General features: G+C 61.0%; 16 protein-coding genes. 5 read left to right on the forward strand and 11 right to left on the reverse strand.

Features of this window, described 5'->3' with window-relative positions; translation table 11 throughout:
* Positions 1 to 24: 24 nt before the first annotated feature.
* Together AC3WN7_RS06395 and AC3WN7_RS06400 are read right to left on the reverse strand one after the other, a co-directional pair.
* Positions 25 to 606 (reverse strand): mechanosensitive ion channel family protein, encoded by a 582-nt coding sequence (locus AC3WN7_RS06395; RefSeq protein ID WP_095964299.1) that lies wholly within the window; start codon positions 604 to 606, stop codon positions 25 to 27.
* Complete coding sequence (locus AC3WN7_RS06400) at positions 606 to 2,516, reverse strand: ATP-binding cassette domain-containing protein (RefSeq protein WP_095964300.1); 1,911 nt, start codon at positions 2,514 to 2,516, stop codon at positions 606 to 608. Before AC3WN7_RS06400 ends, AC3WN7_RS06395 begins: the two co-directional genes overlap by 1 nt.
* 50 nt (positions 2,517 to 2,566) lie before the next feature.
* Here AC3WN7_RS06400 and AC3WN7_RS06405 point away from each other — a divergent pair, with 50 nt between their 5' ends.
* Entirely contained in the window at positions 2,567 to 3,031 is a 465-nt protein-coding gene (locus tag AC3WN7_RS06405; protein ID WP_095964301.1) for a TIGR02444 family protein, read from the forward strand.
* Here AC3WN7_RS06405 and AC3WN7_RS06410 read toward each other — a convergent pair.
* Entirely contained in the window at positions 3,028 to 4,206 is a 1,179-nt protein-coding gene (locus AC3WN7_RS06410) for an AlgP family protein (RefSeq protein ID WP_102673519.1), read from the reverse strand. The two genes, AC3WN7_RS06405 and AC3WN7_RS06410, sit on opposite strands and share 4 nt — an antisense overlap.
* Positions 4,207 to 4,398: 192 nt before the next feature.
* Between AC3WN7_RS06410 and AC3WN7_RS06415 the strand changes: the two genes are divergently transcribed.
* Positions 4,399 to 5,064: an FKBP-type peptidyl-prolyl cis-trans isomerase gene (locus AC3WN7_RS06415; protein ID WP_095964304.1), complete on the forward strand. Its 666-nt coding sequence runs from the start codon at positions 4,399 to 4,401 to the stop codon at positions 5,062 to 5,064.
* 60 nt (positions 5,065 to 5,124) lie between these two features.
* On the opposite strand, the gene AC3WN7_RS06420 is transcribed toward AC3WN7_RS06415, so the two are convergent.
* The 7 genes from AC3WN7_RS06420 to AC3WN7_RS06450 all read right to left on the reverse strand — a co-directional run bounded on the left by AC3WN7_RS06420 (position 5,125) and on the right by AC3WN7_RS06450 (position 11,581).
* Complete coding sequence (locus AC3WN7_RS06420) at positions 5,125 to 5,583, reverse strand: Rsd/AlgQ family anti-sigma factor (protein ID WP_015097328.1); 459 nt, start codon at positions 5,581 to 5,583, stop codon at positions 5,125 to 5,127.
* Positions 5,584 to 5,760: 177 nt separating this feature from the next.
* Positions 5,761 to 6,312 (reverse strand): disulfide bond formation protein B, encoded by a 552-nt coding sequence (locus AC3WN7_RS06425; protein ID WP_095964305.1) that lies wholly within the window; start codon positions 6,310 to 6,312, stop codon positions 5,761 to 5,763.
* Between the two features lie 263 nt (positions 6,313 to 6,575).
* The gene (locus tag AC3WN7_RS06430; RefSeq protein ID WP_095964306.1) at positions 6,576 to 7,814 is read right to left on the reverse strand and encodes a heme biosynthesis protein HemY; all 1,239 of its coding nucleotides are present in this window, start codon (positions 7,812 to 7,814) and stop codon (positions 6,576 to 6,578) included.
* Positions 7,811 to 8,974 (reverse strand): uroporphyrinogen-III C-methyltransferase, encoded by a 1,164-nt coding sequence (locus AC3WN7_RS06435; RefSeq protein ID WP_102673520.1) that lies wholly within the window; start codon positions 8,972 to 8,974, stop codon positions 7,811 to 7,813. Before AC3WN7_RS06435 ends, AC3WN7_RS06430 begins: the two co-directional genes overlap by 4 nt.
* A gap of 16 nt (positions 8,975 to 8,990) precedes the next feature.
* The gene (locus AC3WN7_RS06440; RefSeq protein ID WP_095964307.1) at positions 8,991 to 9,758 is read right to left on the reverse strand and encodes a uroporphyrinogen-III synthase; all 768 of its coding nucleotides are present in this window, start codon (positions 9,756 to 9,758) and stop codon (positions 8,991 to 8,993) included.
* Positions 9,755 to 10,696, reverse strand: a complete 942-nt coding sequence (gene hemC / locus AC3WN7_RS06445) for a hydroxymethylbilane synthase (RefSeq protein ID WP_102673521.1) — start codon at positions 10,694 to 10,696, stop codon at positions 9,755 to 9,757. Before hemC ends, AC3WN7_RS06440 begins: the two co-directional genes overlap by 4 nt.
* A gap of 138 nt (positions 10,697 to 10,834) precedes the next feature.
* Entirely contained in the window at positions 10,835 to 11,581 is a 747-nt protein-coding gene (locus AC3WN7_RS06450; protein WP_015097334.1) for a LytR/AlgR family response regulator transcription factor, read from the reverse strand.
* Positions 11,582 to 12,104: 523 nt separating this feature from the next.
* Between AC3WN7_RS06450 and argH the strand changes: the two genes are divergently transcribed.
* A complete protein-coding gene (gene argH / locus AC3WN7_RS06455) occupies positions 12,105 to 13,499 on the forward strand; it encodes an argininosuccinate lyase (RefSeq protein ID WP_007978825.1) in 1,395 nt (464 codons plus the stop codon).
* 112 nt (positions 13,500 to 13,611) lie between these two features.
* On the opposite strand, the gene AC3WN7_RS06460 is transcribed toward argH, so the two are convergent.
* Positions 13,612 to 14,271 (reverse strand): glutathione S-transferase family protein, encoded by a 660-nt coding sequence (locus tag AC3WN7_RS06460; protein ID WP_102673522.1) that lies wholly within the window; start codon positions 14,269 to 14,271, stop codon positions 13,612 to 13,614.
* A 124-nt stretch (positions 14,272 to 14,395) separates the two neighbouring features.
* Here AC3WN7_RS06460 and AC3WN7_RS06465 point away from each other — a divergent pair, with 124 nt between their 5' ends.
* Entirely contained in the window at positions 14,396 to 14,680 is a 285-nt protein-coding gene (locus AC3WN7_RS06465; protein WP_007978820.1) for a hypothetical protein, read from the forward strand.
* 211 nt (positions 14,681 to 14,891) lie between these two features.
* Positions 14,892 to 15,137, forward strand: a complete 246-nt coding sequence (locus AC3WN7_RS06470; RefSeq protein WP_007980796.1) for a TIGR02647 family protein — start codon at positions 14,892 to 14,894, stop codon at positions 15,135 to 15,137.
* Positions 15,138 to 15,197: the final 60 nt, after the last annotated feature.

Genomic DNA, 15,197 nt, shown 5'->3' on the forward strand with positions numbered 1-15,197 from the left:
GCGGTGTATCAGGCAGCAGAAGGTTTACTTTTCAAACCCGCTGGAAGGAAACACATCCGTCCCGCGCCAGCGCCGCACCGAACGCTGGAAGAACAAACTGTTGGGCACCTGCACCATGGCGCTGCCAGTGCCAAGTTCTTCGGCCTCGAGCAACGTGGTGTAAAGAAGATTGATCGCCACCACCCGACCTTTGACGCCGGGCTTGTCGGTGGTGTCCACCAACTCGACCACGTCACCGATGCGGAACGGGCCGACGGTAAAGATCAGGATCGCGCACAGCAGGTTCGAGAGCACGCTCCACATGGCAAAAAACGCCACCGCCGCGACTGCGACGAAACCGGACAACGCGGTCCAGAGCACCGTGGCCGATACACCGAGTCGCTCCAGCACGAAAATCAGCGCGCTGCCCATGATCAGCCAGCGCAAGCCACCCCGCAGCGGCATCATCAATTGCGGCGGAAACGGGTAACGCTCACCAAGACGGGTCAGGCCTTTGGCGACGAAGCGCTGGGTGAAGTAGCCGGCGAGCAGGATCAACAGGATTTGCACGCCAAGCCAGATCGGCTCGACCCACACCGCCGGCAACGGCAGCTTGAAGGCGTCCATCAGGACAGCGCCTCCAGCTCCGCCTGCATGCTTTCCAGCAATTCCAGGGCCTCCATCCACGCCTCTTCCAGCTCCGCTTCACGCACTTTCAGCCTGGCCTGCTCGGCCAGCAGATCACGCAATTCGTTCTTGCGTGCGGGCTCGTAGATGTCGCTGTCGCCGAGGCTGGTATCGACCTTCGCCAGTTTTTCGTGGAGCTTGCCCAGTTCGGCTTCGAGCTTGTCAGCCTCACGCTTGTGTGGGGCCAGTTGCTGACGCAACGCCGCTGCGGCCTGACGCTGGGCTTTCTTGTCGGTCTTGTCCGGATTGACCGGGGTGCTGCTGACCGGGGCATTGCGCTGGCGATACTCCACCAACCAGCGGGTGTAGTCCTCCAGGTCGCCGTCGAACTCTTCGACCTTGCCATCCGCCACCAGATAGAAATTGTCGGTGGTGCTTTTGAGCAAATGACGATCGTGAGAGACCACCAGTACCGCACCACTGAACTCCTGCAGGGCCATAGTCAGCGCGAGGCGCATTTCCAGGTCCAGGTGGTTGGTCGGTTCGTCGAGCAGCAACAGGTTCGGCCGGTCCCAGGCAATCAATGCCAGGGCCAGGCGCGCCTTTTCACCACCGGAAAAATTCAGCACCGGCTCGTCGATCCGCGCGCCACGGAAGTCGAAACCGCCGAGGAAGTCGCGCAGAGTCTGTTCGCGCTCGGTCGGTGCCAGGCGCTGCAAGTGCAACAACGGGCTGGCTTTGGAATCCAGAGAGTCGAGCTGATGCTGGGCGAAGTAACCGACCACGGTGTTCTCGCCACGGGTCAAGCGACCGGCCAATGGCGAGAGCTCACCGGCAAGGTTCTTGATCAGGGTCGATTTACCGGCACCGTTAGGGCCGAGCAGACCGATTCGCGCTCCCGGGGTCAGTTGCAGCTTGACCTTCTCCAGCACGGCTTTGTCGCCGTAACCCAGGCGGGCGTCGGACAGGTCGATCAGCGGGCTGGAAATTTTCTGCGATTCGCGGAAGACGAAGTCGAACGGCGAATCGACGTGGGCAGCAGTCAGCTCTTCCATCCGCTCCAGGGCCTTGATCCGGCTCTGAGCCTGACGGGCCTTGGTGGCCTGGGCCTTGAAGCGGGCGATGTAGCTTTCCATGTGCGCACGTTGCGCCTGCTGCTTCTCGTAGGCTTGCTGTTGCTGGGCCAGGCGTTCGGCACGGGCGCGCTCGAAGGCGCTGTAGCCACCGCGGTACAGGGTGATCTTGCGCTGATCGACGTGGGCCACGTGGTCGACCACGGCATCGAGGAAGTCCCGGTCGTGGGAGATCAGCATCAGGGTGCCCGGATAGCTCTTGAGCCATTCCTCAAGCCAGATGATGGCGTCGAGGTCCAGGTGGTTGGTCGGTTCGTCGAGCAGCAGCAGGTCCGACGGGCACATCAAGGCCTGTGCCAGGTTCAGACGCATTCGCCAGCCACCGGAGAAGTCCCCGACCTGACGATCCATCTGCTCGTTGGTGAACCCAAGACCGGCCAGCAGCTTGCGCGCCCGGGCGTCGGCGGTGTAACCGTCGGCGCTGTCGAGTTCCGAATGCAGGCGGGCCTGTGCGGCACCGTCATGGGCCGCTTCGGCTGCCGCCAGGTCGCGTTGCACCTGGCGCAGGCGCAGGTCGCCATCGAGCACGTAGTCGACCGCCAGGCGTTCGAGGGTGTCGACCTCCTGGCGCATGTGGGCGATACGCCAGTCGGCCGGCAGGAAGCAATCACCCGAGTCCGGGTGCAGCTCACCCCGAAGCAAGGCGAACAGGCTCGATTTGCCGGCGCCATTGGCACCGATGAGGCCGGCTTTCTGGCCGGCGTGCAGGGTCAGCTCGGCGTCTTCTAGCAGACGTTGCGGGCCACGCTGTAAAGTCAGGTTCTGAAGTCGAATCATAATGGCGGCGGAGTCTACCAGCTTCGCTCGCAACTGGCGCGAGTAGCACTATGTCCTCTGACCTGTGGAGCTTTTCCCTGACCACTTACGCCCGCCCCGGTGTAGAGCAGGCATGCCTGCAATTGCAGTCGGCGGGGGTCAATGTGTGTCTGCTGCTGTGTGGTGCGTGGCTGGGACAACGAGGCGTGGCTTTCGATGAGCAGCGCTTGCAGCAACTGCGCGGTGTGGCCACCTCGTGGGACATCGATGTCGTGCGGCCGTTGCGCATCTTGCGCACACAGTGGAAAGCCGCGGCCACGGAAGACGCCGACTTGCATACCTTGCGTGAACAAGTGAAGGGACTCGAACTGGAAGCCGAACGGCATCTGTTGTTGCGGCTGGAGAGAGCGGCGCAGAGTTGGCCGCAAAATGCCGGGACCGATCTGGCGGCCTGGCTGGAAGGTGCGGCGACCGAGGCCGCCCACCTGCACCGCGACGCGCTGCATCAGCTGCGCGTCGCGGTAACCGGCACTTAGGAAGCGCTGGTTGGGGTGGTTGCTGCGATCGATGCGGCGGCCGGCGTTGGCGCTGGCGTGGCTGTCGATGTGGCCGCGGCTAAAGCAGACGTTGCTACCGGAGCCGGGTTGGCTGGCTTGGCAGCCGGTGCGGTGGCTGGCTTTGCAACCGGAGCGGTGGCTGGCTTGGCGGCAACCGGCTTCTTCACAGCAGGTTTGGCTGCGGGTTTTGCAGCAGGTTTGGCAGCAGCAGGTTTGGCAGCTGGTTTAGCCGCAGCTGGTTTAGCAGCTGGTTTAGCAGCTGGTTTGGCCGCTGCTGGCTTGGCGGCAACGACTGGTTTTGCTGCAGCTGGTTTGGCAGCCGCTTTTACAGCAGGTTTTGCCGCTGGTTTGGCTGCTGGTTTAGCGGCCGGTTTTGCAGCGACAGGTTTTGCAGCCGGCTTGGCAGCAGGTTTCGCAGCAGCGGTGCGGGCAGCTGGTTTAGCGGCTGGTTTTGCAGCTGGTTTTGCAGCCGGTTTAGCAGCAGCGGTTTTAGCCACGGCTGGTTTGGCAGCAGCGGTTTTTGCAGCAGCAGGACGTGCAGCGGCAGGTTTGGCAGCCGTGGATTTAGCAGCCGGTTTTGCGGCGCTGGCAGCGGCTGGTTTTCTCGCTGCAGGTTTTGCAGCAGGTTTGGCTGCGGCGGTTTTAGCTACCGGTTTGGCAGCGGCCGGTTTTGCAGCAGCAGGCTTGGCCGGTGCTTTTGCAGCAGCCGGTTTGGCAGCGGCTTTCTTCGCAGGTGCCGCAGCAGGCTTGGCCGCGCGCAGGGACAACACCTTGCCGACAGCCTCTTGTACACGACCGACGCCCTGGGCCAGTTTCAGGCTTTCCTGAGCATCGCGCTTGAGTTGCAGAATGTAGCCGCGGGTTTCCGATTGACGATCCTTGAGGGCATCGAGCAGTTCCTCAAGATCGCTTACTGCGCCCTTGGCCTTGGCTTGCGCCTTGGCTTTTCCGGCCGCCGCAGCGTCCTGCAATTTGGTGCGGGACTTGTGCAGTTTTTCTTGCGCTTTTCCGCGCTGCTTTTCCAGTTTGGCGAGCAGTTTTTCAGCATCAGCCAAGGCTTCGGAACAAGCGGTTTCCAGATGCTCGAGCAGGCTGCCCGAGAGTTGTTGGAGCAGGTGCAATGGAGTGCTTACTGGCTTCTTGGTGGCCGACATGGTTTACCTCCTGGCTGAAGTGAGTGCGGCTCATACTAGACCTCTGCAGCAACCGCCGCTAGGGCATGTTGACACTATCGAAAGCGTTGCGTTGCAAAGGACTGAAAAACTTCTGCGTCGGCGTGAAAGCAGTTCACCGTTGTGCGCATTCTCACTGGCATAATCGCCCGCAATTCAGGTCGGAGAGTGCCCATGTCGCGCCACCTTTTTTTATCGCTGTGCGTGTTTTTTTCGGTCGCCCAGGCCGCCGAAAAAACACAGGAAAATGAAGCCCACGATCTCGCTTATAGCCTGGGTGCGAGCCTTGGCGAACGCTTGCGCCAGGAGGCTCCCGATCTGCAACTTCAGGCACTCGTCGAGGGATTGCAACAGGCCTATCAGGGCAAGCCGCTGGCGCTGAAAGACGAGCAGATCCAGCAGATATTGACCGAGCATGAAGCGCGGATTGCCATGCAGTCAGCTGAGCCGCAAAGCGAATTGGCACTGGAAAAGGAACAGCGTTTTCTCGCCGCCGAGAAAGCCAGGCCTGGCGTGCGCGAACTGGCTGACGGCGTGCTGCTGACCGAGTTGACGCCGGGCGCTGGCGCCAAGGCAGGACCCAACGGCAAGGTGCAGGTGCTGTACATCGGTCGCTTGCCCGACGGCACGGTGTTCGATCAGAACAGTCAGCCTCAATGGTTCAGTCTCGACAGCGTGATCGCCGGATGGCGCAGCGCCTTGCAAAACATGCCGGTCGGGGCGAAATGGCGACTGGTGATTCCATCGGCCCAGGCCTATGGCGCCGAGGGTGCCGGTGACGTGATCGCACCGTTCACACCACTGGTGTTTGAAGTCGAATTGCGCGGTGCCACCGGCTGACGACACAAACGAAAAACGGCGTGCCTTGGCACGCCGTTTCGAGATCTTGCAGAAAGCGCTTCAGGCCTGAACCGAATCGGCTTCCTTGTGGGCTGTGTGCAGCACTTCGATCAGGCAGTCTTCCAGCTCGAAGCGTTCATGCAGCAGGCCACCCAGTTCCTTGAATTTCTCGGCGACGCATTTACCTTCATCGCACAGGTCATTGAACGCGAGCAGCTTCTCGGTGATGACGTCGATGCGCGGGTAGATCGTCTCGGCGAGCTCCAGGCCACGCGTGTCGTTGAAGGCCTTGGCCTCCCCCGTCAGCTGCTCGTAGATCTCGAAGTGCCCGGCCGATACATAATCGACCAGCACGCCGCAGAACTCCTGCAAAGGCTTGCGGTTCTCACCCAACGCCTCAGGCTTTGCGCCAAGAGCGTCATAGGCCCCGATCAGTTCGTGTCGTTCCTGCAACCAGCGATCGATCAGCAGGTGCACTCCACCCCAGCGTTCCTGAGCATTCTGACAACTTTCGAGCATGGTGATCTCTCTTCCCTTGTGGGTCAGCTGCTCTATGCCCGCACGCCTCTTGTAACATCGGTGGGCGGTCAGGCAGAGCGTCATCGAGCAACATAATTCCAATGACACGTGCGGGCCAGATTATGCCCGCACGACACTGGCTTCAAGGTACGCAGGCGATAAAGTTCATACAAGTGTTTAATCGCCGGCAAAGGCCCGGTGCGACGACTCGTCGCTGAGTGGTCGCTGATAGCTGATCCAGACCAGTCGCAACGACTGGTAAACAGCCAGAATCATCATCGCGACGAAGAACAGCAGACTCCACTCCGTGAGACTCAGATCGAACAGCGTCCAGGAAATTTCCACACAATCGACAGCGCCCTTGAACACTTGCTGCAGGACGGAGAGCAGCGCAGAACCGGCGAACAGATCCGCCAGATGGGTCGAGCACGCCGCTGCTTGTTCCATCGGAAGGCTTTGCAGCAAAACCTGTCGCCACGCCGTGACAGTGCCGGCCAGGCTGAAACCAAGACAGAGCAGCCAATACAGAGCGGTTCCGATGCGACCTGGACCATGGACCGAAGCCATCAGGCAGACACCGGTCAGGAGCGCCAGACAAAACCGCTGCACCAGACACAAGCCGCAAGGCCGCAGGCCGACCGCATACTCCAGGTAGTAGGAAACGCCCAACGCCAGGGCACCCGCAATGAAAGCCATGAAAAACAAGGAGCGTGAGCAGGCCAAAGACATGGCTTATCCGTAAAAGTAGTGACAGTCCGTTACGGTAGAGGAAAGCGCGGCGGCCTTTCAAGGCAGGCGCCCAAGGAGACTTCAGCAGAAGTGTAGGGAAATCCCGACGTAGACGAGAGGATAAAAAGTAGTCCTCTGTAGGACTTTACCTGCGACGAGAATGGGTAACCGAATTTCAGCGAATCATCTCACTGCGACGAGGAAGATTGCTTCCTCGCCGCAGCTCATCACACAGACGCCGGTGCCTGGCGCCAGCGAATCGGTCAAGCGCGAACTGCCACTGGCAGAGGGGCAGCGAGCAAGCGTTCATCCAGCAATCCCAGGCCTTCCTGAAACAGCTGGTTGCTGCGCTCGGCATCACCCATTTGCGCCAACAGCCGCGCCAGCTCTGCACAGGCTTCCGGATTGCGTTGTACACGCAGGCTGCTTTCCAGATAGTCCCGGGCCTTGCCCCACAAACTGTTTTGCAGGCACAGACGGCCCAGTGTCAGCAGCAGGCCCGGATCGGCCGGATGGTCCTTGAGCCAGCCTTCAGCGGCCTGCAACTGGCGGGCCGGATCATTGCCGCGCACCAGCCCGTAGAGACGAGCCAGATGACTGTCGTAGCTACGCTTGAGCGCGGTGCGCAGGACTTCCTCGGCTTCGACCTGAGCCCCCAATTGCCGCAGTTGCTCGGCATAGGCGAGCACCAGTTGCGGCTCCTGGCGTTGCGCCGAGGTCAGTTGCTGCCAGGCACGTTCGAGCGCTTGCTTGCCCACCGTTCCGTCTTCTTCCCGTTGCGCCGCCAGAGACAGGTTCGCCCCCCAGGCCCGACGCTCCAGTTCGGTGAGTTCGGCCGCCGGCAGAACTTTGTCCTTGCGCAGCTCCGGCAGCAGGCGAATGACTGACGACCAGTCACCACGTTGCTGAAGCAGGCGCTGCAACTGACGCAGGGTCTGTGCGTTATGAGGATGGCGCTCACGCATGGCTTGCAAGGTGGCGAGGGCGCCGTCGGTATCACCGCGGTCGGTCTGCAACTGGGCGTGGTTCAAGGCGATAGCCAACTCGGCCTGAGGCTGACGCTCCAGGGCGCGCTCCAGCAAGTTGTCGCTTTCTTCGTAATTGCCTTGTTCGTTTGCGGCACGGGCTGCACCGAGGTAGTAAAGCAACGGCTGGCGCTCGGCCTCGGCAGCCCGATGCAAGTGACGTTGCGCGCTGGCCCAGCGCCCCTCGGCCAGGTCCAGTTGACCGTGCTCGATCGCCACCTGCACCCGACGGCTGCGGTTACGCCGGGACCAAGGGTTGACCACCCCGCTGGAAGCCATCACCAGTTCGACCAGCGCCTTGATACCCCAGATCACCAGCCACAGCACAGCCACCAGTGCCAAAGTAGCCCACAAGCTCGACTCATAGCGGAAGGTCTTGTAGGCAATCAGCACGTAACCGGAATGTTCGGCAATCGCCAGCCCCAGCGCAGCGGCAGCAGCAATCACGAGGAACACGATCACATAGAGGCGCTTCATGGCGTGGCCTCCGGCGCGGTGTTCGCAGCAGGCCTGGCCATTGGCTTGACCGAATCTTCGGCGTTGACGTTGCGCCGCTCCAGGTATCCCTGCACCGCGCTCAGGGTGCCGCTCATGTCCGGGGTGACTACGGTGACAGGTTGCCTGCTCAGCTCGGCTACCTGCTCAAGCATGACTTTGCTTTGCGAGTTGTCCGGGTTGAAGTTGCCCTTGAGGATGTCCCGCGCTTCGTCCAGTACCTGGGAGTACACCGCAGCCTGACCATTGAGTGCGGCCCACTGTGCCTGCTCCAGCGCCAGGCTCAGGGCCAGGCGCACCTGAATCAGGCTCTGGCCGGCCAGCAATGGGCGAACGTTTTTATCGGCATTGAAATCGATACGGATGTAACGCGAAATCTGATCCCACCATTGCGCCCAGCGACTGGCACCATCGCCATCGGCAGTCAGGCCCAGCAGCGAATCGCCACGGTCCTTGTACTCCGGTGCCAGCTCGGTGAGGCTGGCCACTTGATCGCGCAGTGCGCCCAGACGCAGAAACAGCCCGGTGCGGTCCGGTTGCTCGGTACTGCGCAGGGCTATCAGGGTCTTGGCCACCTGCTCGCGCGCGGCAAAGGCACCCGGATCGTTCTGCTCACGCAATATCTCGTCGGCACCCTGGACCAATGCCTGGGCGCTGCTGATGTCTTGCAAGGCAGACAGTCGCAGACTGGCCAGACGCAGCAAGTGCTCGGCCTCGGCCAGACGCCAGTCCTTGCGACTGGCGCCGAGTACGGTTTCCAGACGCTGGTTCAAACGCTGCTGATCACCTTGCAGCTGGATCACCAGGCGACTGCGCGCTTCCAGCTCATCGGCGGGGGGCAATTGCGCCAGGCGTGCGCTCAGGCGCTCCTCATTGAGCTTGAGGTTTTGCGCCTGGTCATTCAACGCCTGTACCTGGCTCAGTTGCTGCTGACTATTGGCTTGCAGGTGACGCACCTGCCAGACACCCCAACCGCCCACCGCTACACCGGCCGCACCCAACATCAGCGCGAGGATTGCCAGACCATTGCCTCGACGCTGCTCGGCAGCTGGTGGTGGCAGCGGCATTTCATCTACAGGTGCATCAACAGGTGCATCAAGCACCGGTCGCGAGTCATCTTTAGGCAAGGCTGTTTCGCTCACGTATCCATCCTTTGCATCAGAAAACGGGTACGGGTTGCTCCCGTAACGCCGTCAGCAAGGCCGCGGCACTCGCGCCGCGACAATCCACAACTGTTTTGGCCCCGGCGACACGCGCCAGCTCGGCAACCCTGGGGCTTGGTACAAACAACGGCAACCGCGCCAATTGCGGCCAGGCATCGCCGGCCAATTGATGCAGGTGCTCAAAACCTTGTCCACTGCTGACCACCAGCCCGTTCAGGCGTTCCGCCTGGATCCGTTGCGGTAGCACTTGCGGCGGGTAAATCGGCATTGCCCGGCGGTACAGCTCCAGATACTCGACACTAGCACCAAGCTCACGCAAACGCTCAGCCAGCAATTCGCGCCCACCCTCCCCGCGCAGGATCAGTACCCGCCCATCGGGTTGTGCGATCGCCTCGCGCAGGCGGGAAAGTTCGAGCAAGGCCTCACTGTCATCGCCTTCTGCCGGGAAGCTCACATCCAATCCGTGAGACTGGAGGATCTGCGCTGTCGCCGCGCCGACGCTGAACCACTTCACAGCGGGCGGCGCGGGCCGAAACCGCTCAAGCAGTTCGACGCCGATCCGGGCGGCCGGCTTGCTGACCACGATGATTGCGCAGAACGTTTCCAGCGTCTGAATCAGCTGGCGCATTGTGTCAGTCGCCGCAATCGGCACGATGTCCAAAAGCGGCAGACTGCTGCTGAAAATCCCCTGTTCGGCCAAAAAGCTGCCCAGCGCCGCCGCCTCATCGGCGGGACGCGTCAGCAGCAAGCGCCAGCCGATCACTCGTGACCTGCCTCGCCGTAGACCGCTTTGAGAATGGCGTCGGCACCCTGGCTTAGAAGGTCTTCAGCGACACGCACACCCAGTGCCTCGGCATCGCCGCGAGGGGCACGGGCTTGTGCGCTGAGCAGCAGGCCACCGGCTGGATCACCCACCAGTCCGCGCAACCAGAGCTGTTCACCCTCCAGCACGGCGTAGCAGGCAATCGGTACCTGGCAACCGCCATTGAGGTGCTTGTTGAGGGCTCGTTCGGCGGTCACGCGGGTGGCGGTGTCCTGGTGATGCAGGGGCGCCAGCAGCGCATGGATCTCACTGTCGGCGCTGCGGCATTCGATACCCACCGCGCCCTGGCCACCGGCCGGAAGGCTGTCGTCGACACTGATGGCCGAAGTGATGCGATCTTCAAAGCCCAGCCGGATCAAGCCGGCAGCGGCAAGGATGATGGCGTCGTATTCACCGGCATCGAGCTTGGCCAGGCGCGTGTTGACGTTGCCACGCAGGAAGCGGATTTCCAGATCAGGGCGACGGGTCAGCAACTGCGCCTGGCGGCGCAGGCTGGAGGTGCCGACGATACTGCCCTGAGGCAACTCATCCAGGCTGGTGAAGGTGTTGGAAACGAAGGCGTCGCGCGGGTCTTCCCGTTCGCAAATGCAGTACAGGCCGAGGCCTTCGGGGAAGTCCATCGGCACGTCCTTCATGGAGTGCACGGCGATGTCGGCTTCATTGTCCAACAGCGCGGTTTCGAGTTCCTTGACGAACAGGCCTTTGCCACCGATTTTCGACAGCGGAGAGTCAAGCAGCTTGTCACCACGGCTGACCATGGGGACGAGAGTCACCAGCAGGCCCGGGTGAGCCGCTTCAAGGCGGGCTTTGACGTATTCGGCCTGCCACAGGGCGAGTGCGCTTTTGCGGGTGGCGATGCGGATCTGGCGAGAGGACATGGATCAATCCGTACTGAATAGATACGGCGGATAATAACAGCTCAGCCAAATCCACTTTGACTTGTATCAGATACTACTCGGCCTCCCTGGCCCCGGATGTCCGGCAATCGGGTGTGAAATTCGCCTGCAAACAGCTGTTTAAAGCTGTTGCATCATCTTGCGCACGCCAGCCACATGGCGCCGACTGACGATCAGCGCATCACCATTGAGGCCTTTGAGGAACAGCTGGAAATGCCCCAGGGGTGTGCGTTGCAGTCGCTCGATACGCTCACGGGCGACCAGTGCGTTGCGATGGATACGCACGAAACGGTCACCGAACTCGTCCTCGAGGGCCTTGAGTGGCTCATCGAGCAGTACTTCACCGCTTTCGTGACGCAAGGTTACGTATTTGTGGTCGGCAATGAAGTACACCACCTGATCCAGCGGAATCAGCTCGATCCCTTTACGGGTTCGGGCGCTGATATGGCTGCGCGGTCCGCTGCCGCTTTCGGCAGCAGGGCGGGTCAGGGCGGCGAGCTGGGCACGATTGGGGCGCTCGGCTCTCTTTAATGCGTCATGTAACTGTTCAGTTCTCACAGGTTTCACCAGATAGCCTACGGCGCTGGCCTGTAAGGCTTCCACGGCAAATTCATCGGGCCCGGCGCAGAACACCACGGCGGGCGGAGTTTCGCGTTCGCATAACCGTGCAGCCACTTGCAGGCCATCGAGGCCGGGCATGCGGATATCAAGCAGCACGATATCCGGCTTGTGGCTGTCGATCAGTGCCAACGCCTCTTCGCCATTCGTGGCATTAGGCTCCAGGACACTGTATCCCTCGAGTTCGCCAACCATTCGGCACAGGCGCTCGCGGGCCAAGGGTTCGTCATCAACGATCAGGACATTCATATTGCGCTGGATTCCTGCGTGAGTCTCGCACAAGGATAGCGTAGACAGGTGAAGTGACGTCCGTCACCGCGATCCACGCTAAGACTAGCCCGAGCGTCAAAAAGTGCCGCTGGTCCGGCGGCTAAATTTTCATCTGCCGGGCGATTGGCGGCCCGGGCCCGCATTGGCGACACATCGCCACAGGGTTTGCTGATATGCAATATGAACACCCCCCCTCTACTTATGATCAGCGGCTGCACCGAGAAGTGCGCTGATCCTACTGTCCAACTGTAGACGTTTGCCGGGACGTTATTGCTCAAATGAAAAATATCGTTGCGCTAATGCAGGAGCGAGCTTGCTCGCGATGAACCTGGCGTCGACGCGTTTATCCAGAAAGTACGCGTTATCGTTAACGCCCATCGCGAGCAAGCTCGCTCCCACACAAAAAACGTATCGACCAGTGTCAGCGACAGGGTTGGCAACCCTGTTATTATCCGCGCCAGCGTTCCACGCCTTCTTTCTTCAAGCCGATACGAGCGAATTCATGAGCACTGACAAGACCAATCAGTCCTGGGGCGGCCGCTTCAGTGAACCCGTCGACGCCTTCGTCGCCCGCTTCACCGCCTCCGTCACTTTCGACCAGCGCCTGTATCGCCACGACATCATGGGTTCGATCGCCCACGCCACCATGCTGGCCAAGGTCGGCGTGCTGACCGATGCCGAGCGCGACAGCATCATCGATGGCCTGAAGACCATCCAGGGTGAAATCGAGGCCGGCCAGTTCGACTGGCGCATCGACCTTGAAGACGTCCACATGAACATCGAGGCGCGGCTGACCGACCGCATCGGCGTGACCGGTAAAAAACTGCACACCGGCCGCAGCCGTAACGATCAGGTCGCCACCGATATCCGCCTGTGGTTGCGTGACGAAATCGACCTGATCCTGGCCGAAATCACTCGCCTGCAAAAAGGCCTGCTGGAGCAGGCGGAGCGCGAAGCCGCCAGCATCATGCCGGGGTTCACCCACCTGCAGACCGCCCAGCCAGTGACCTTCGGGCACCACATGCTGGCCTGGTTCGAGATGCTCAGCCGTGACTACGAGCGCCTGGTCGACTGCCGCAAGCGTACCAACCGCATGCCGCTGGGCAGTGCGGCACTGGCCGGCACCACCTACCCGATCGATCGTGAATACACCGCCCAACTGCTGGGTTTCGACGCGGTTGGCGGCAATTCGCTGGATAACGTCTCCGATCGCGATTTCGCCATCGAATTCTGCTCGGCCGCCAGTATCGCGATGATGCACCTGTCGCGCTTCTCCGAAGAGCTGGTGCTGTGGACCAGCGCGCAATTCCAGTTCATCGACCTGCCCGACCGCTTCTGCACCGGCAGCTCGATCATGCCGCAAAAGAAAAACCCGGACGTTCCGGAGCTGGTTCGCGGCAAGACCGGTCGCGTATTCGGCGCGCTGATGGGCCTGCTGACCCTGATGAAAGGCCAGCCCCTGGCCTACAACAAGGACAACCAGGAAGACAAGGAACCGCTGTTCGACGCCGCCGACACCCTGCGAGACTCGCTGCGGGCCTTTGCCGACATGGTGCCGGCGATCAAGCCCAAGCACGCGATGATGCGTGAAGCAGCCCTGCGCGGCTTCTCCACCGCCACCGACCTGGCCGACTACCTGGTGCGTCGCGGCCTGCCATTCCGTGATTGCCACGAAATCGTCGGTCATGCCGTCAAGTACGGCGTGGACAGCGGCAAGGACCTGGCGGAAATGAGCCTGGAAGAACTGCGCAAGTTCAGCGACCAGATCGATCAGGACGTGTTCGCCGTGCTGACCCTCGAAGGCTCGGTCAATGCCCGCAATCACATCGGCGGCACCGCGCCGGCTCAGGTGAAGGCTGCAGTGGCTCGCGGTCAGGCACTTCTGGCCAGCCGCTAAATCGTCAAAAGCTTCGCGAGCAAGCCCGCTCCCACAGGGTTTGATGTGAGAACCCAATCCAATGTGGGAGCGGGCTTGCTCGCGAAGGCGATCGACAGAACGCCGCAAAAATCTACTTCCTGGCAGCAATCTTCGCCATGAACGCCGGCATTGCCGCTTCCCGATCCGCCGCCACGCGCTGCACGTTCGGGTTGTCCCCCAACCGCTCCAGCAACGCCTTCGCCTTCGGCATCTCAGCCAACAAATCAATGCCGAACAACTTGTGCGCCACGCCACACGCCAGTGGCACGCTGAACAGGAAATACAGATCCGCCACGCTCAAGCTGTCGCCAGCGACGTAAGGGCTGAATTTGCCGTGCCGGCCCAGCGCAGCCATCCCCAGCAACAGTTCGGCCTTGGTTTTTTCCTTGATCGCATCCGGCAGGGTCATGCCGAAAAACGCTTCGGCGTAGCAGGCTCGCGCTGGCAGTTCAATATACAGTTCGATTTCCCTGGCCAGTGCCAGTACTTGCGCGCGCTCGAACGGGTCGCTCGGCAGCAGCGGCGTGCCGCTGTGATTTTGCTCGAGGTACTCGAGGATTATGCTGGTTTCATTGATGAACCCCTGCTCTACGTGCAGTACCGGGACCTTTCCACGCGGGCTGATGGCCAGTGCTTCAGGGGCGGTGCCGCCGTAAAACGGCACTTCTTCGAAAGGCAGTCCTTTTTCCAGCAGCGCCAGTTTGACCATGTTGTAGTAGTTACTGACGGAGAATCCATAAAGCTTGATCATCACAAAGCCTCCAGGCCGTGCGGGGTGGGCAGTGCCTGTTTATAGAACGCTCGAGGGTTTCTTGCCAGCAGCATCACGCCAATGAATACGGGTAAACTGGCCACCTTTCCCTGAGGAGCCTGCCATGAGCGAGCCAATCGATATCGAAGACGACGAAGAAGAGTTCGCCGAAAACACCTTGATCGAAGCCATCGAAAACCAGATCGAAAGCGACAACCCGCCAGCGGCCAAGGCGACCTTCAACAAGCTGACCCTGGTGGGCTACGAGCGGGAAGAGATTCTCAACCTGATGGCTCACGTTTTGGCGGTAGAAATCGACGCGATCCTCGAAGAAGACCGCGCGTTCAATACCGAATGGTACGAAGCCGCGCTGCGCGCATTGCCCGAGTTGCCGCCGCAAAAGCAGTAAATCCACGCCCTCCCTGTAGGAGCGAGCTTGCTCGCGAAAAACCCGAGAGCGCCGCGGAGCGTCAGGTTTCCAGCGTCATCGTTGAAGACCATCGCGAGCAAGCTCGCTCCTACAGAGGAAAAAAAACCCTGTCGCGAGCACTGGACATGCCGCGCAAGTGAGCTCACCTTAGGAGCGCTGTCGTCCAATTCCTAGAAAGTCTGGAGTCCTTATGTCGCTTACCCCTGAGCTGGTTGCCGAACTGGAAGTCCTCGCACTCTTCAACCTGGACAGTTCCCAGGAAGGTCTGAAAATTCATCAGACCGCTGCCCCGAAACACATTGCCGCCGCCAAACGTCTCTTTGAAAAAGAACTGACCGATCAGCCTGATGGTGGCTACCTGACCAGCCTGGGTCGTGATGCCGCGCAAAATGTGCAAAGCGTGCTGACAATTCTTAACGCCGAAGTAACAGCCTGAATTCTGCCGCATCGCCCACGGAGACCCCGATCCAGGGATTTCCGCGGGCACATCCCCCCT

It is taken from the genome of Pseudomonas sp. FW305-70 (genome assembly GCF_058783925.1).

Bases quoted from the DNA above. Each gene is read 5' to 3' on its own strand.
- AC3WN7_RS06395 (WP_095964299.1), bottom strand. From the start codon at position 606: ATGGACGCCTTCAAGCTGCCGTTGCCGGCGGTGTGGGTCGAGCCGATC.
- AC3WN7_RS06400 (WP_095964300.1), bottom strand. From the start codon at position 2,516: ATGATTCGACTTCAGAACCTGACTTTACAGCGTGGCCCGCAACGTCTG.
- AC3WN7_RS06405 (WP_095964301.1), top strand. From the start codon at position 2,567: ATGTCCTCTGACCTGTGGAGCTTTTCCCTGACCACTTACGCCCGCCCC.
- AC3WN7_RS06410 (WP_102673519.1), bottom strand. From the start codon at position 4,206: ATGTCGGCCACCAAGAAGCCAGTAAGCACTCCATTGCACCTGCTCCAA.
- AC3WN7_RS06415 (WP_095964304.1), top strand. From the start codon at position 4,399: ATGTCGCGCCACCTTTTTTTATCGCTGTGCGTGTTTTTTTCGGTCGCC.
- AC3WN7_RS06420 (WP_015097328.1), bottom strand. From the start codon at position 5,583: ATGCTCGAAAGTTGTCAGAATGCTCAGGAACGCTGGGGTGGAGTGCAC.
- AC3WN7_RS06425 (WP_095964305.1), bottom strand. From the start codon at position 6,312: ATGTCTTTGGCCTGCTCACGCTCCTTGTTTTTCATGGCTTTCATTGCG.
- AC3WN7_RS06430 (WP_095964306.1), bottom strand. From the start codon at position 7,814: ATGAAGCGCCTCTATGTGATCGTGTTCCTCGTGATTGCTGCTGCCGCT.
- hemC (WP_102673521.1), bottom strand. From the start codon at position 10,696: ATGTCCTCTCGCCAGATCCGCATCGCCACCCGCAAAAGCGCACTCGCC.
- AC3WN7_RS06450 (WP_015097334.1), bottom strand. From the start codon at position 11,581: ATGAATGTCCTGATCGTTGATGACGAACCCTTGGCCCGCGAGCGCCTG.
- argH (WP_007978825.1), top strand. From the start codon at position 12,105: ATGAGCACTGACAAGACCAATCAGTCCTGGGGCGGCCGCTTCAGTGAA.
- AC3WN7_RS06460 (WP_102673522.1), bottom strand. From the start codon at position 14,271: ATGATCAAGCTTTATGGATTCTCCGTCAGTAACTACTACAACATGGTC.
- AC3WN7_RS06465 (WP_007978820.1), top strand. From the start codon at position 14,396: ATGAGCGAGCCAATCGATATCGAAGACGACGAAGAAGAGTTCGCCGAA.
- AC3WN7_RS06470 (WP_007980796.1), top strand. From the start codon at position 14,892: ATGTCGCTTACCCCTGAGCTGGTTGCCGAACTGGAAGTCCTCGCACTC.